The 15,893-nt window shown below is 35.1% G+C and carries 14 protein-coding genes; 12 read left to right on the top strand and 2 right to left on the bottom strand.

Annotation, left to right across the window (positions count from 1 at the left end; all coding sequences use genetic code 11):
* Positions 1 to 225: 225 nt before the first annotated feature.
* From trxB to A9G09_RS07255, 12 genes are all read left to right on the top strand, one after another.
* The gene (gene trxB / locus A9G09_RS07200; protein WP_065634192.1) at positions 226 to 1,179 is read left to right on the top strand and encodes a thioredoxin-disulfide reductase; all 954 of its coding nucleotides are present in this window, start codon (positions 226 to 228) and stop codon (positions 1,177 to 1,179) included.
* 12 nt (positions 1,180 to 1,191) lie between these two features.
* Positions 1,192 to 2,910 carry a cysteine/glutathione ABC transporter permease/ATP-binding protein CydD gene (gene cydD, locus A9G09_RS07205; RefSeq protein ID WP_065634193.1) on the top strand — a complete coding sequence of 573 codons (1,719 nt, stop codon included), beginning with the start codon at positions 1,192 to 1,194 and terminating at the stop codon, positions 2,908 to 2,910.
* On the top strand, positions 2,904 to 4,535 hold the full coding sequence (gene cydC / locus A9G09_RS07210; RefSeq protein ID WP_065634194.1) for a cysteine/glutathione ABC transporter ATP-binding protein/permease CydC: 1,632 nt from the start codon (positions 2,904 to 2,906) through the stop codon (positions 4,533 to 4,535). Before cydD ends, cydC begins: the two co-directional genes overlap by 7 nt.
* A 184-nt stretch (positions 4,536 to 4,719) precedes the next feature.
* Complete coding sequence (rsfS, locus tag A9G09_RS07215) at positions 4,720 to 5,037, top strand: ribosome silencing factor (protein WP_065634195.1); 318 nt, start codon at positions 4,720 to 4,722, stop codon at positions 5,035 to 5,037.
* A 4-nt stretch (positions 5,038 to 5,041) separates the two neighbouring features.
* Entirely contained in the window at positions 5,042 to 5,512 is a 471-nt protein-coding gene (gene rlmH / locus A9G09_RS07220) for a 23S rRNA (pseudouridine(1915)-N(3))-methyltransferase RlmH (protein WP_065634196.1), read from the top strand.
* 19 nt (positions 5,513 to 5,531) lie between these two features.
* Positions 5,532 to 5,996: an rRNA maturation RNase YbeY gene (ybeY, locus tag A9G09_RS07225; RefSeq protein WP_065634197.1), complete on the top strand. Its 465-nt coding sequence runs from the start codon at positions 5,532 to 5,534 to the stop codon at positions 5,994 to 5,996.
* Between the two features lie 73 nt (positions 5,997 to 6,069).
* Positions 6,070 to 6,942: a CNNM family magnesium/cobalt transport protein CorC gene (gene corC, locus A9G09_RS07230; protein WP_065634198.1), complete on the top strand. Its 873-nt coding sequence runs from the start codon at positions 6,070 to 6,072 to the stop codon at positions 6,940 to 6,942.
* The gene (gene lnt / locus A9G09_RS07235) at positions 6,935 to 8,476 is read left to right on the top strand and encodes an apolipoprotein N-acyltransferase (protein WP_065634199.1); all 1,542 of its coding nucleotides are present in this window, start codon (positions 6,935 to 6,937) and stop codon (positions 8,474 to 8,476) included. The genes corC and lnt overlap by 8 nt, the downstream gene beginning before the upstream one ends.
* Positions 8,477 to 8,699: 223 nt before the next feature.
* Complete coding sequence (locus A9G09_RS07240) at positions 8,700 to 9,614, top strand: glutamate/aspartate ABC transporter substrate-binding protein (RefSeq protein WP_081297511.1); 915 nt, start codon at positions 8,700 to 8,702, stop codon at positions 9,612 to 9,614.
* Positions 9,615 to 9,694: 80 nt separating this feature from the next.
* Positions 9,695 to 10,429, top strand: coding sequence for an amino acid ABC transporter permease (locus tag A9G09_RS07245; RefSeq protein ID WP_065634201.1), 735 nt, complete (start codon positions 9,695 to 9,697; stop codon positions 10,427 to 10,429).
* Between the two features lies 1 nt (position 10,430).
* The gene (locus A9G09_RS07250; RefSeq protein WP_065634202.1) at positions 10,431 to 11,132 is read left to right on the top strand and encodes an ABC transporter permease subunit; all 702 of its coding nucleotides are present in this window, start codon (positions 10,431 to 10,433) and stop codon (positions 11,130 to 11,132) included.
* Positions 11,129 to 11,854 (top strand): amino acid ABC transporter ATP-binding protein, encoded by a 726-nt coding sequence (locus A9G09_RS07255; RefSeq protein WP_065634203.1) that lies wholly within the window; start codon positions 11,129 to 11,131, stop codon positions 11,852 to 11,854. Before A9G09_RS07250 ends, A9G09_RS07255 begins: the two co-directional genes overlap by 4 nt.
* Positions 11,855 to 12,291: 437 nt before the next feature.
* Here the strand turns inward: A9G09_RS07255 and recD are convergent, their stop codons facing one another.
* Entirely contained in the window at positions 12,292 to 14,148 is a 1,857-nt protein-coding gene (gene recD / locus A9G09_RS07260; protein ID WP_065634204.1) for an exodeoxyribonuclease V subunit alpha, read from the bottom strand.
* Positions 14,149 to 14,172: 24 nt separating this feature from the next.
* Positions 14,173 to 15,750: a DUF4139 domain-containing protein gene (locus A9G09_RS07265; protein ID WP_065634205.1), complete on the bottom strand. Its 1,578-nt coding sequence runs from the start codon at positions 15,748 to 15,750 to the stop codon at positions 14,173 to 14,175.
* Positions 15,751 to 15,893 lie beyond the last annotated feature (143 nt).

A 15,893-nucleotide genomic window follows, 5' to 3' on the forward strand; every position in this document is an offset into this window, starting at 1 on the left:
CAAATTAAACAAAATATAGTTTTAAAAAAAAGAAAATAATTTAAAAAAATTGAAAATATAAAGATAAACTTTGAAAATTACCATAATAAAAATTATTGCGATAACCTATTACTGCAATAACCAATTTTTTTCACCACATGGATTGATAATGTTAAACTTATCAGTTATAAATTGCACAGCTTTGGTTGCTAATAGCCAGAATATTTAAATAATAAGGATAGTAATATGAAAACTAAACATGCTCGTTTATTAATACTTGGTTCTGGCCCTGCTGGTTACACGGCAGCAGTTTATGCTGCAAGAGCAAATTTATCACCAGTATTGATTACTGGTACACAAGAAGGTGGACAGCTGACAACCACTACCGAAATTGAAAATTGGCCAGCTGGGGCACCCGAACTTACCGGCCCTGAATTAATGGTCAAAATGAAAGAACATGCTGAAAGATTTAATACAGAAATTATTATCGACCAAATCGATCGTGTTGATTTTAGTAAAAAACCTTACAAACTTTACGGTAGTGAAACTGAATATAGCTGTGATGCATTAATTATTGCTACCGGAGCATCAGCACAATACTTAGGATTACCATCAGAACAAGCTTTCAAAAGTAAAGGCGTTTCGGCTTGTGCCACTTGTGATGGATTTTTCTATCGAAATCAAAAAGTTGCAGTCGTAGGGGGTGGTAACACTGCTGTAGAAGAAACGCTTTATCTTGCCAATATTGCTAGTGAAGTACACTTAATTCACCGACGAGATAGTTTTCGAGCAGAAAAAATATTGATGGATCGTTTAAATGAAAAAGTAAAAGAAGGTAAAGTAATATTGCATACTCATCAAGTCGTGGATGAAATACTGGGTGACAATATGGGGGTAACAGGTGTTAGGATGCGTAGCACACAAGATAGCAATCTCACCGAGCAACTTTCTGTGATGGGCGTATTTATCGCTATTGGTCACAAACCCAATACCGCAATATTCGAAGGACAGCTTGAACTAAATGGTGGTTATGTCAAAGTACAATCAGGCACACAAGGTAATGCAACTCAAACGAGTGTTGAAGGTATTTTTGCCGCAGGGGATGTGATGGATCATGTCTATCGACAAGCGATTACTTCAGCGGGAACAGGTTGTATGGCTGCGTTAGATGCCGAGCATTATTTGGATAATTTAAAATAAAAATAAAATTTCATGTCTTTAGATAAACAACGTCAAACCTATCTACTTGGCTGGTTAAAACAGCACGCAAAACTACATAAAGCTGATTTGCGTGCTTCATTATTAACTGGCCTTTTACTCACTATTTTGATCATTGTTCAAGCAGCACTATTGGCTATTATTTTGCAAAAATTAATTATTGAACAACTTAATTTAAATAGAGTATTACCCTATTTTTTAGCGCTCGCCATTACCTTTCTAGCGCGTGCTGCATTAATTTATTTTCGTGAAAAAATTAACTTCTCATTGGCTAAAAAAATTCGCAAACACATTCGACACCAGCTTATCAATCAACTTGAATTACTAGGCCCAGCTTATTTAAATCAGAGCACTACAGGTGCTTGGAGCACCTTACTCATTGAACAAGTTGACAAGCTGCACGATTTTTTTGCTCGTTATTTGCCGCAAATGCGCCTAGCAAGTATGGTGCCTATATTAATTTTCTTTGCTATTTTACCGTTTAACTGGGCTGCGGCTGGTATATTACTATGTACAGCCCCACTTATTCCTATCTTCATGATTTTAGTTGGCATGGGGGCTGCCGATATTAATCGTCGCCATTTTAAAGCACTGGCTTACCTTAGTGGGCATTTTTTAGATCGCCTAAAAGGACTAGCAACGATTCGGTTATTTAATCAAGGTGATAAACAAGCCAAACAAATAACCCAAGCATCTGAAGATTTTCGCATCAAAACCATGCAAGTCTTAAAAGTAGCATTTTTATCATCTGCGGTATTAGAATTTTTCACTTCAATATCAATTGCAATTGTTGCAGTTTATTTTGGTTTTTCTTATTTAGGTGAATTTAATTTTGGTTCATACAATAGCACAGTAACGTTATTTGCCGGCTTTTTTGCACTTATTTTAGCACCTGAATATTTTCAACCATTACGCGATCTTGGCACGTATTATCATGCCAAAGCAGAAGCGATTGCAGCGGCCGATAATATCGAAACATTTTTGAGCCAACAGCAACCAAAACAAGCAAGTCATAACTTACAAACCAATATTGAATTTAAGCAAACATTACAGACGATTAAAGCAACTAATTTAATCGTCATGTCTAGCGAAGGCTTGCCTATTGTAGGGCCTTTAACTTTCACGCTAAAGGCACCGTTCAATCTAGCTTTGATAGGCACCAGTGGTGAAGGCAAAACGTCATTAATGAATGTATTATTGGGCTTTTTACCCTACCAAGGATCGCTAACCATTAATGATATTGAATTTAGCCAAATAGAGATTAAAACATGGCAACAACAAATTAGTTGGATTGGTCAAAATCCTTACTTAATTAATGGCACTGTCCGCGAAAACATTTTACTGGGTAAACAAAATGCATCAGAACAAGAACTCGAAGCCGTTATAAAAAAAGCGCAATTACTAGATGTTATAGCCAAATTGCCATCTGGTATAGATACACAAGTGGGGGAAGATGCAGTTAGACTGTCAGTTGGACAAGCCCAACGTATAGCATTAGCTAGAGCAATGTTAAAACCGTGTCAATTATTGATTCTTGACGAACCAACAGCTAGCTTAGATAAGCAAACGGTACAGCAAATTGATCAACAAAATATTGCGATCAACACGATTACCATTACTCACCAAAATGAAGATATGCAACAATATAATCAAATATGGCAATTGTCACAGGGAAAACTACACAGTATTAACAGCAAGGAGCATGCATGTTAGCCATTTTACGCCCCTATATTGCACTGTATAAACACTATTTTTGGCAAATTATATTGGGATTATCACTATCTATACTGACGTTATTTGCCAGTGTTTTTTTATTATCTTTATCCGGTTGGTTTTTAGCTTCAACAGCGGTAGTTGGTGTTGCAGGATTATATACATTTAATTATATGTTACCGGCGGCAGGTGTGCGCGCGGCAGCAATTACACGAACAGCTTCACGCTATATGCAACGATTAGTTGATCATAATACGACCTTTAAAATTTTAGCGTATTTAAGAACGTTGGCTTTTAAAAAAATATTGCCGCTAAGCGCTAATCAATTAGCACATTATCAAAAAGCTGACTTACTTAATCGTTTTATTGTTGATATTGATGCATTAGATCATCTTTATTTAAAATTATTTTCACCAATTGTAACGGCATTAGTCATGATTGTGCTGCTATTTATTGGATTAAGTACCATTAATCTACCCATTGCATTAATCATTTGTATTATACTTACGGTAACCTTACTTGCTGTGCCCATTATTTTTTATTATGCCGGTAAACAGTTGGGTGAACAGCTAGCTCAGCAACAAAGTGAATATCGAGCGCTGTTAATCAATTATTTACAAGGGCAAGCTGAGCTCACTTTATTTAACGCACAGTGCCGTTACCGAGTTAAACTAGATGAACTTGAATCTAACTGGCTTTACAATCAACAACGCCAATCAACCTTAGTGGCATTATCAACCGCTCTGGTTATACTGATTTCAGGCTTTTTAACATTACTGGTGCTTTGGCTTATAACCCAATATACCTTATCACCACTTGTTGCATTATTTGTATTTGTTTGCCTTGCCAGTAACGAAATTTTAATGCCAATTCCTGCGGCATTTATCTTTTTAGGTCAAGTCATTGCCTCGGCTAAACGTACAACAAATATTTTCAACCAAACACCCGATATACAGTTTGTTAAACATGGCAAGACAATTGATTTAAATTCAGCAAAATTACAATTTGATCACATTAATTTTTGTTATCCAAATCAACCTTTTGCGATATTAACCAATTTTTCATTAACGGTTGAAGCTGGTGCACATATAGCATTAGTGGGTAAAACCGGTTGCGGCAAATCAACATTACTAAGTTTAGTCACGCGTAGCTGGCAACCCAATTCTGGTACTATTTTTATTAATAACACGCCTATCGAACAACTCGATGAGCCAACTTTGCGCAAAGTTATTGCCGTTGTACCACAAGTTATCACTATCTTTAGTGATAGCCTTCGTCAAAATCTACTTATTGGTAATAACCAAGCATCAGATAAGCAATTAATAGAGGTATTACATCAAGTCGAATTGGACAAACTACTTGCAACCGAACAAGGATTAGATTTACCACTTGGACAAGGTGGACGAACGTTATCAGGAGGCGAAATTCGACGAATAGGTATAGCAAGAGCTTTACTCCATAACTCGCCTTTGATCTTGATGGATGAACCAACTGAAAGCCTTGATCAACAAACTGAACAGCAGATAATTCAATTAATTAAACAGACATGTGCTGGAAAAACGTTACTTATGGTTACTCATCGTTTAACCAATAATCCGTTATTTGATCGCGTTATTACACTTTAAGTTATAGTTATAGTTACATTTCCCTACTCCCCAATGATCACAACATTTATTGGGGATAGCTAGTGATTTTTAAGTCAGTAAACGGCTAGATTAATTTTGCTACCAAAAGTTCGGGATATTATCACCACCATTCTATTTAAAAAATATGCTATACTGACACTTTATAGTTAACAGTAGAGAGATTATTTTGCAACAATCGTTACAAGATTTTATTATTGATAAAATTGATGATCTAAAAGGCAAAGACATTGTTACCCTAGATGTGCGCGGCAAATCAAGTATTACAGATTATATGATTATCTGTACTGGTACGTCTAATCGTCACGTTGCCTCAATAGCTGGACATTTACTCGATGAAGCAAAAAAACAAGGATATTTGGTCTTAGGTAGTGAAGGTCAAAATGATGCAGATTGGGTAGTGGTTGATATGGATTCAGTTATCGTACATATTATGCAGGAACAAAGCCGACAACTATACGAACTGGAAAAACTGTGGAGTTAATCTAGTGAAGATTCAACTTATTGCTGTTGGCAACAAAATGCCTAATTGGGTTACAACAGCTTTTGATGATTATTGTTCTCGCTTTCCTAAAGATATGCCTCTAGAACTAATTGAAATTCCTGCCGGTAAGCGCACCAAAAATGCGGATATTGTCCGCATTTTAGATAAAGAGGGTGAAATGATGTTAAATGCTTGCGGTAAAGGTAATTGCATTGTTACACTCGATATTCCTGGCAAAGCGTATACAACACACAATTTAGCTCAACAATTAGAGCGCTGGAAAACCGATGGTCGCGATGTGAGCTTACTTATTGGTGGTCCTGAAGGTCTTTCTCCTGCATGTAAAATTGCAGCTGAACAGAGTTGGTCACTTTCTCCACTTACTTTGCCCCATCCACTGGTACGGGTAATTGTTGCCGAAAGTTTATATCGCGCTTGGAGCTTGACCACCAATCATCCTTATCATCGTGAATAATTGTCATTAGGAAAATAAAATGAGTGAAATTATTTTAGATTTGCAAATCGCAAGTGAAGAAACAGAAAACCTACCGAGTGAAACACAAATCATGCAGTGGTTAGAAGTGATTTTACCACAATTTATGGATCAAGCAGAAATTACCATCCGCATTGTTGACCAAGCAGAAAGTCAACAGCTAAACAATACTTATCGCCATAAAGATAAACCGACTAATGTATTATCTTTTCCATTTGAATCACCGATTGAAATTGATGTGCCACTATTAGGCGATTTAATCATATGTAAGCAGGTGGTAGAAGCTGAAGCGCAAGAGCAACATAAATCACTAACTTCACACTGGGCACATATGATTGTTCATGGTTGCTTACACCTATTAGGTTATGATCATATCCTTGACGAAGAAGCCGAAGAAATGGAAAATATTGAAATAGACATTATGCGACAATTAGGCTTTGATAATCCTTATCAACCAATTGACTAATGTAAGCATTTAGTTAATATAACTATCTACCACAACCAATTAATTAATAAATCAAAACAAAGGAAGCGAGCAAATGAGTGATGATAATCACCGGAGAACCAAAAAAGGGTTTACACTATGGTTAAGTCAGTTATTTAATTCAGAACCAAAGGATAAAGAAGAACTGATCGAAGTTATCCGCGAAGCAGAAGAAAACGAACTCATCGATCCTGACACGCTTGATATGATTGAAGGTGTGATGGATATTGCAGATCAACGCGTTCGCGACATTATGATTCCCCGCTCTCAAATTATCACAATCAAAGACAATTACACGCTTGATCAATGCTTAGATATTATTTCTGAACATGGACACTCTCGTTATCCTGTGATTAGTGAAGATAGAGATCACATTGAAGGTGTGCTACTTGCCAAAGATTTACTGATTTTTATTCGCCAAGGTGTTGCTGATTTTGATTTAAAAAAAATCTTACGACCAACAGTGATTGTGCCCGAAAGTAAACGTGTTGACCATATGTTAAAAGAGTTTCGTATGCAGCGTTACCATATGGCAATGGCCATTGATGAATTTGGTGGTATATCAGGACTAGTCACTATCGAAGATATTTTAGAGTTGATTGTTGGTGATATCGAAGATGAATACGATGAAGTCGAAGATCGTAATATTCGTCGTTTATCTCAATCCGTTTACACCGTACGGGCGCTTACACCTGTTGAAGACTTCAATGAAATTTTTGCAACTTCATTTAGTGATGATGAAATGGATACCATTGGTGGACTGGTTATGCAACATTTTGGGCGTTTGCCGTTACGCGGTGAAAGTATCTTGATTGATGGCTATCAATTTAAAGTAACGATAGTCGATCGCCGGCGTATCATTCAATTACATGTAACAATCCCTGAAGGTGCAAATATACCTAATTTAGAGCTACCAGAAAATGCTTAAACACCTTTTCCTAAGTTTAATTTTGGGGGGCATAGCTGTTTTTAGTTATGCGCCTTTTCATATTTGGCCGTTAGCTTTTATCTCATTTATTGGTCTATTATGGTTGATTGCTGATAAATCCAAGAAACAGGCCTTATTGATAGGATTAACTTGGGGAATAGGTTATTTTGTTGGTGGCGTGCATTGGATTTATATCAGTATCAAACAATATGGTGAATTACCCACCGCAATGGCTATTGTCATATTGGGACTATTAATTGCCTATTTATCGCTTTATCCAATGCTCTTTGCACTGTTATTAAGAACGCTGGATCGCTATGCTCCTCCCTTTTCTTTTAAACAACTTGTTATTACTGCACCTGTAATTTGGCAATTTAGCGAATTTTTACGTGGCTATATTTTAACTGGATTTGCTTGGCTAGAGCTTGGATATAGCCAACTAGATAGCCCTTTGCGCGCATATTTTCCTATTATTGGTATAGAAGGGGTTAACTTAGTTACTAGTATTATCTGTGGATTAATACTTTATATTTTACATCAATTGCGTTCCAAGGTTCATAAAAAGCACGTGCTTGGTGCGATAATTGCACTAATAGCGATCTTTATTGCACCAATTTCATTCAAAGATATTGATTGGACAACCGTAGATCAGCAACGTACAGCCAACTTTTCGTTAATCCAAGGCAATATTCCACAATCATTACGTTGGAATAGTGAACAATTGGAAAGCACATTAAAAACTTACTATCAACTCACACAACAATCTTTAGGCAAAGATAAAATCATTATCTGGTCAGAAGCGAGCATTACTGACTTCGAGATAAATCAACAACCGTTTTTATATTATTTAGATAACGAAGCGAGAGCTAAAGGTTCCGAAATAGCGGTGGGTATTATTGATTACCGTTTAAAAAACGCTGAAGGTCAAACTAACGGTGATATTTACAATACGCTCTTAGTGTTAGGAGGTAAAGAAGCTTATCAGTATCCTACAATCAATCGTTATCAAAAACATCATTTAGTCCCTTTTGGCGAATTTATTCCGTTAGAATCTGTACTTGAACCAATTGCAGCGTTGCTAGATATTCCTATGTCATCAATGAAACAAGGAGATAAAAAGCAACCCCAATTAACAATGCAAGGATTTAAATTTACAACGGCAATCTGTTACGAAGTGATTTTATCTAATTACATATGGCATAACTTTCAACCTGATACTGACTTTTTACTGACTGTTTCAAATGATGCTTGGTTTGGTGACAGTATTGGACCAAAACAACATCTGCAAATGGCACAAGCAAGAGCATTAGAGTTTGGCAGACCCTTAATTCGTAGTACCAATAATGGCATAACTGCAATTATTGACAAAAAAGGGTATATTATTCAACAAATACCTGCATTTACTGAAGGTGTGTTAAATGCAACACTATCCCCAACCACTGGTTTAACCCCTTATGCAAGATGGGGAAATTTTCCTTATTATGTTCTTATCCTATTCATGTGTATTATCACTTTTATAAAAAAACGTTCATAATTTAAGATACTGGCATAATTATTGCTTAAATTAAATCGAGTTCCAAATAAAACCTGAGGCTTCATTAATTGCTAAAAATGCAAAATATCAATTAATGTATCTAGCTCCAATAATCTATAAATAAACAGTAAAAAGTACTTTTATGCTAAAAAATAAGTTATAATATACGCCCTTTGTAAAAATATTAAATAAATTTAATATGATACAAAATAAACAGTAGGAGATGACTATGAACAAAAAAACAAAATTAACCAAATTAGTTTTATCATTTGCAATGTTAGGTCTAATGGCTGGAACTGCAGTTGCAGAGGAACTTAGTGGCACATTAGCTAAAATCAAAGAAAGTGGTGTGATTGTTGTTGGTCATCGCGAATCGTCAATTCCGTTTTCCTACTACGGTGATAATCAAGAAGTTATTGGTTATTCACAAGATTATTCTAATTTAATTGTCGATGCAGTTAAAAAAGAACTTAATTTACCAAATCTTAAAGTAAAATATTTACCAATTACGTCTAAAACACGTATTCAACTACTCAATAACTATACTTATGATTTTGAATGCGGTTCAACAACGAATAATCTTGAACGTCAAAAAACTGTCGATTTTTCAGATAGTATTTTTATTGTTGGTACGCGCTTTTTAGTAAAAGCTGACAGTAATATTAAAAGTATTGAAGATCTTAAAGGCAAAAATGTGGTTACCACTGCCGGCACAACTTCTGAAATTCGTTTAAATCAAATCAATGCTAAAGAAAACCTAGGCATTCGTATTATTACCCCTAAAGATCATGGTGATGCATTTAATGCGCTCGAAACAGGTCGTGCCGAAGCATTTTTAATGGATGACGCGTTACTTGCTGGGGAACGTTCGCGTGCAATAAAACCAAATGATTGGAAAATTGTTGGCGAACCATTATCTTATGAATCTTATGGTTGTATGTTAAGAAAAGGTGATGTTCAATTTAAACAATTAATGGACAAAACTATTTCTGACGCACAAAAATCAGGAAAAGCACTTGAATCTTACAACAAATGGTTCACTCAACCTGTTCCACCTAAAGGCGCCAACATGGCACTTGAAATTTCACCAAAAATGGTTGAGCTGTTTGCAAATCCTAATGATAAAGCATTAGATTAATACTATTCTTATCTTTCTAATCCATGTACTAAATGTATTAGCATTTAGTACATAACCTAAATTAGTGAATTAAATATATTATGAGTTTTAATTGGACACTATTTTTTGAACCCACCCCATATGGTGATGGGATTTACTTAAACTGGCTATTAGATGGCATCTTTGTTACTGTGTCGTTAGCTGTGACCGCTTGGATCATTGCCTTTGTGTTAGGATCTTTGGTCGGAATATGCCGAACACTTGACAATAAGTTTCTTAATAACTTTGCCGCGAGTTATATCCAGCTGTTTCGTAATATTCCATTACTCGTACAAATGTTTTTATGGTATATGTTATTTCCAGAAATTTTAACAGGTAGCTTAAAAACATGGTTTATATCTGGCTTATCGCCAAATGTCAGCTCTTTTATCACAGCAGCAATTGCTTTAGGATTATTTACTTCAGCACGTATCGCAGAACAAGTCAGAACAGGTATTCAGACTTTACCTAAAGGTCAACGTTATGCGGCTATCGCACTTGGATTAACTAATCGTCAAGCTTACATGTACATTCTATTACCTAATGCTTATAGACGTATAATTCCACCATTAACCTCAGAAATGACGAATATAATTAAAAATTCATCTGTGGCGTCAACTATTGGGCTAATCGATCTAATTGGTCAAATTGATCGCATTAATGAATCGACTAATAGTATTGTGGAAATACTTTGTGGTGTCACTATTGCATTTATGTTAATCAATTATGCCGTACTGACTATTATGCGAATTGTTGAAAAACACACTCGCTTACCTAACATGAATCATGGAGGATAAAATGCAGTTATTTGATTGGATTGCTAATATACCTTCATTAGTATCAGACAACTATCATCTTTTATTAAGTGGTTTATGGTTGACCACAAGAATTACGCTCAATGCGGTCGTTTTTGGCATTGTTTGGGGAACAGTGCTTGCATTAATGCGTTTATCAAATAACAAAATACTTAATATATTTGCTAAATGCTATGTGAATTTATTTCGTTCCATTCCACTACTTTTAGTGCTGTTATGGTTCTATTTAGCGCTTCCGCAAGTCATTAAATATGTATTTAATTTACCACCTTATGCCGATGTTCGCGTTGTATCAGCAATGATTGCCTTTGCTTTATTTGAAGCAGCTTACTATTCTGAAATTATTCGCGCAGGTATTAACGCAGTAGCTAAAGGCCAATATCACGCTGCTTATGCACTTGGTATGACTAAAGCGCAAGCAATGCGCTTAATCATTTTACCGCAAGCATTTAGATCAATGGTACCGCTATTACTTACTCAAGGTATTATCTTATTCCAAGATACCTCTTTAGTTTATGTCATGAGCTTGATTGATTTATTTGGCGCAAGTGTGACACAAATCGGCAACGTTCAAGGTGGCACGGTTAAATATTCTATGATTATTTTTGCAGCAGCAAGTTATTTTATAATTTGTTTTACTGCTTCACGTTTAGTTAATTATTTCAAAAAAGGGATAAATCGATGATCTCCTTAGAAAATGTATCAAAATGGTATGGACAATTTCAAGTATTAAAGAACTGCTCAACAAAAGTGGGAAAAGGCGAAGTAGTGGTTGTTTGTGGCCCATCTGGCTCAGGAAAGTCCACACTAATCAAAACTGTAAATGGTTTAGAGCCAGTACAAAAGGGCAAAATTATTATTGATGGAACAGAAATTACTGATAAATCGACCAATCTAGCTAAACTTCGATCTAAAGTAGGCATGGTGTTTCAGCATTTTGAATTATTTCCGCATTTAACAATATTAAAAAACTTAACGCTTGCTCAAATCAAAGTATTAGGAAGAGCGGATGAAGAGGCACGTGAAAAAGCTTTAAATCTATTAGAACGTGTAGGTTTACTGGCGCATGCAGATAAATACCCTGCTCAGCTTTCTGGTGGACAACAGCAACGAGTAGCAATTGCCCGTGCACTTTGTATGGATCCTATTGTTATGTTATTTGATGAACCAACATCTGCACTCGATCCTGAGATGGTTAATGAAGTGTTAGACGTTATGGTCGAGTTAGCTTATGAAGGTATGACGATGATGGTAGTGACCCATGAAATGGGCTTTGCTCGTAAAGTTGCACATCGTGTTATCTTTATGGATGCCGGTGAGATCATTGAAGACACTTCAAAAGAGCAATTCTTCACTAATCCACAATCAGATCGTGCTAAAGACTTTTTAGCGAAGATCATTCATTAATTATCATCATAAAATAAACAGCACTTGGTTAATCTAGCAAGTGCTGTTTGCCTACATTACTGCTTATCATCTACATAAAAAAAGATTATGTAGATAAATCATTCCTCATGATGCATTAACAACGTTTATTTTTATCTAGTTAGTTTGAAAATCTTTTACCAAAATTGATGAGTTATATTTGCAAATCAAATGTTGCCGTTAATGAGCTATATCTAAATAGCTCAACCATAAATAAGGATTGATTTAAGGAAATAATGAACTACCAGCCACTAAATCGGTTTTTAAAAAAGCATAACAGATTATTATCTTAAAAATCTTTATAGTCTGCTTAAATTATCACGTCAGCTAATTATATTTTTAACTTGAACGCCTTTAACCACATGATCTACTACAAAAATTAACAAACTTTTTAGACTAAAAACGTTACCATCACTATGTTATGAGCTAGTGTTTTCTATTTGTTGAGCTAACCCGCTTTCACGATGTATTTGACTTTTAACGGAAAGCGCTAAAATCTGAGTATCGGCATAAATCGATACTGTTTTTTTAGCTCGCGTAATTGCAGTATAAAGTAAAGAGCGATTGAGTAATGGTGAATAATCAGTTGGCAATATAATATTTACATCATCAAATTCAGAACCCTGTGATTTATGAATAGTCATTGCATAAGCCGTTTCATGCTCAGGTAACCTGAAGGGTGAAAACCCTTTGATAGAACCATCAGCAAAAGGAAAATAAACACGTAATTTACTACTATCATGCTCAGCAGGTAGGGCTATGCCAATATCACCATTATATAATCCTAATGCGGCACTATTACGTAAAATCATAATAGGGCGGCCGATATACCATGCCTCTTTATTCTTTATCTGAATTAACTTATGTTTAGCTAATAGAGATTCAATTTGTAAGTTTAAACCGCTAACACCGAACATTCCTGATCGCAAAGCACAAAGTAAGCGATAGTTGGCAAACTTAGCTAAAATGGACATAATATCATTATCACCACTAGACTTTATTGCCTTTAAATAATCTGAATAATGTTCAACACTCTCATTTAAAATGGACTGATAAGTCTCTTTCGATGCTAAATTATAGAAATGAATGTCATTAAATTCAGTATTCATGAGCAGTGCTTTTACCTTGCTCACACTGCCCTCTTTTACCGCATTAGCCAATACACCAATACCTGAGGTTTGATCAAATCGGTAACTTTTTTGTAATAAGCATATATTATCGGTAATCGTTGCAACTTTCTGCGCACTCGGCACAACATAACCGGTTAATTGCGTTAATTCTTGGGCGCGTGCTGGGCTATAGCCTTTACCAATAAAAGCACAAAGATCACCAAATACTGCACCAGCCTCAACCGATGAAAGTTGGTCTTTGTCTCCTAATAGAATTAAACGTGCCGTAACAGGTAATGCATCAATCACTCTTGACATCATATTAAGATCAACCATTGATGCTTCATCAATCACTAATACATCAACATGAAGAGGATTTTGTTTATTGTAATGAAATGAACGATTATCTGCTTTAGCACCCAATAAACGATGTAAAGTAATGGCTTCTGCTTTAATATTAATTTTTTGATTAACAGGCAGTTGTGCTATGGCTTGGCTAAGTGATTCTGTTAACCTTGATGCAGCTTTACCCGTTGGAGCTGTTGCAATAATGCGAGAATTAGGATTGGTTAACAAAATGCCAGCTAATATTTTAGCCACTGTTGTGGTTTTACCGGTACCTGGTCCACCCGAAATAATAGTAACTTTACGCGTTAACGCCACTGCCACAGCGATTTTTTGCCAATCAATGGTTGCCGATCGTTGAGTAAATAATTGATCTAAAATCGTAATTAAATCAGCCTGTGATGCTAATTGTTGTTCAAATAGGGGTTGATTAAAATAAGATGCAACTTGCTTTTCATCTAGGTACATACGTTGAAAATAGAGTCTATTATCAATAAATACAAGCGGTGAAAGCAACGTGCCATCGCTGATTATCTGATTATTTTGTGCTTGCAAAATAGTGGTTAACCAATCTTGCAAAGTGGGGGACGCTAAATCATGCCAAAGCTTTGGATCATAGTTTTGCTCGTCTATCTGAGAAATATCCAAACAAACATGCCCCGCTCTGACCTCAAAACTGAGTAATAAAATTAAAAAAGCCAAACGTTTAACGACAATATCATCAGTTAGCTGTGATTTTTTTGATAAAAACAGCGCTAAATGAATATCAAGTAAATTAATTTGACTATTTTGCTTAAATTGTTCTAACCACGTTGTTAACATACTTTATACTTTGTTTTAGAGGGGTTATAAACCATATATATCATTTTCTTTATCATTCGGATAAGTAATTTTGAAACTCATATTCAGGTCTTTACTTTCACTTGGGTTTAAAGTGAACTGCCACGTTAATAATCCGGTTTGTTTATCATATTTTGCACCATCATATTTGGCATCATCAAGTATTACCGCTTTATTTAAAATAACAGATAATTGATCGTTTACGACAATATTTATTGGCAACGTTTTGGTATTTTTGACATCAATAGTATATGCATACTTTTGTGAAACATCATTACCAAATAGTGATGGCGTCGAGGTTTCTTTAATATTACGATTTCTGGTAATTAAGATACTTTTATCGCGCCCTAATGACAAATCTAATGTCCCTTTGGTATTTTCAGTGGAGATAATTGTTTCACCCATAAAATCACCATTGAAGAAGATATTGGCTTTTCCTGATAATAAATTCAACTTATCCCAATCATTTATTTGTGCGAGTAAGTATACGCTACTATCTACTTTAGGCATTGAGGTGTATTGGTAATTTGCGTTAACTTCTTTTGTTTGCAAAGTGAGTATATTATTTTTACTATCGTTTTTGATGGTATAAGGTAATGTGATATCAAAACGGGTATTGATACCTAATATGTTAACATTACCAAGTTGATCAGAGTTAGCCAATTTCGATTTAGATTCGCGCTCATAATGTTCTTCTTTTGCTGATTTAGAAAAAAATAAACCACTTTTTTCACTATAAACGTCAATATACCATGGATTAAAATTTGGCGGAGTAATATTTTTGCTTGGATTGGATGTTGATAAACTAAAATCCACATCTTGCCAATCTAAACCGGTGTTTTGGTGAATTTCTGCTTTATATGTTAATTGCAGAGGTGAGTTGATATCCGCTACTCGCACATCATAAGCAGGTTCCCAACCTGCTTTGGTTGTTATATATGAAAGCGTGATAGGTAATGTTATATCTTTTTTAGAAGCAACTTTGACTATAACGGCATTGTGTAGCTTTCCATTGTTTGTTTGCTTTTCTTCTAGCTGTTTTTGGTATTGGCTTATCTGTTCGTCTAACTGATCGACCTCTTTTTGTAATCGATTCTGTTCATTTAACGTCGTAGTTAAATTGGTTTTCACAAAATCTAATACATTTTTCATGGCTGTTAAGTCTTCAGATCCATTTCTTGTTAAACTACCTAAACGGTTACCTTGTAAAAGTAATATTTGCTCATTAACAGCTTTGAGCTGGATTTCGACCGTATCTCGCTTTACTTGTAACTGTTTTTGTTTTTCGAAAATCGACAGAATATCTTCATCGTTACTAATGTCACCCAAATAGCTTTCATTTAATGATGTAGATAGTACTTGAACATCACTATTACTACCAAAACCAACATTGATTGAATTTGGCTTAATATCATTCGCAATACCTGTTAATACTATTTCACTTTCACCTTTAGTTAATGAAACAGTTGACTGACCTTGTAATTCTGCGCCCTGAATAAATAGTGTCACTTTATTTAACTTAACGTCATTATTTGCTAAAGCATTTCCTGAAATTAATGCAATTGCTAATGCAATTTTTTTCATTTAATCATTTCCTTATATCATGATGATTTTATTTATTAATTAATTTTGTGTTACTTAAAAAGGATATTGCCCGTTTTTTAACGGTAAATAAATATTCTCTATTTTATATTTAATTACTATTAGATTTAACTTAATTAGGCAAA

It is taken from the genome of Gilliamella sp. wkB292 (assembly GCF_001690235.1).
Classification (GTDB): domain Bacteria; phylum Pseudomonadota; class Gammaproteobacteria; order Enterobacterales; family Orbaceae; genus Gilliamella; species Gilliamella apicola_F.

Excerpts from the sequence above, each read along its gene's own strand:
- recD (WP_065634204.1), bottom strand. The coding sequence starts at position 14,148 with ATGTTAACAACGTGGTTAGAACAATTTAAGCAAAATAGTCAAATTAAT.
- A9G09_RS07265 (WP_065634205.1), bottom strand. The coding sequence starts at position 15,750 with ATGAAAAAAATTGCATTAGCAATTGCATTAATTTCAGGAAATGCTTTA.
- A9G09_RS07240 (WP_081297511.1), top strand. The coding sequence starts at position 8,700 with ATGACTATGAACAAAAAAACAAAATTAACCAAATTAGTTTTATCATTT.
- A9G09_RS07255 (WP_065634203.1), top strand. The coding sequence starts at position 11,129 with ATGATCTCCTTAGAAAATGTATCAAAATGGTATGGACAATTTCAAGTA.
- A9G09_RS07245 (WP_065634201.1), top strand. The coding sequence starts at position 9,695 with ATGAGTTTTAATTGGACACTATTTTTTGAACCCACCCCATATGGTGAT.
- ybeY (WP_065634197.1), top strand. The coding sequence starts at position 5,532 with ATGAGTGAAATTATTTTAGATTTGCAAATCGCAAGTGAAGAAACAGAA.
- lnt (WP_065634199.1), top strand. The coding sequence starts at position 6,935 with ATGCTTAAACACCTTTTCCTAAGTTTAATTTTGGGGGGCATAGCTGTT.
- cydC (WP_065634194.1), top strand. The coding sequence starts at position 2,904 with ATGTTAGCCATTTTACGCCCCTATATTGCACTGTATAAACACTATTTT.
- trxB (WP_065634192.1), top strand. The coding sequence starts at position 226 with ATGAAAACTAAACATGCTCGTTTATTAATACTTGGTTCTGGCCCTGCT.
- A9G09_RS07250 (WP_065634202.1), top strand. The coding sequence starts at position 10,431 with ATGCAGTTATTTGATTGGATTGCTAATATACCTTCATTAGTATCAGAC.
- corC (WP_065634198.1), top strand. The coding sequence starts at position 6,070 with ATGAGTGATGATAATCACCGGAGAACCAAAAAAGGGTTTACACTATGG.
- cydD (WP_065634193.1), top strand. The coding sequence starts at position 1,192 with ATGTCTTTAGATAAACAACGTCAAACCTATCTACTTGGCTGGTTAAAA.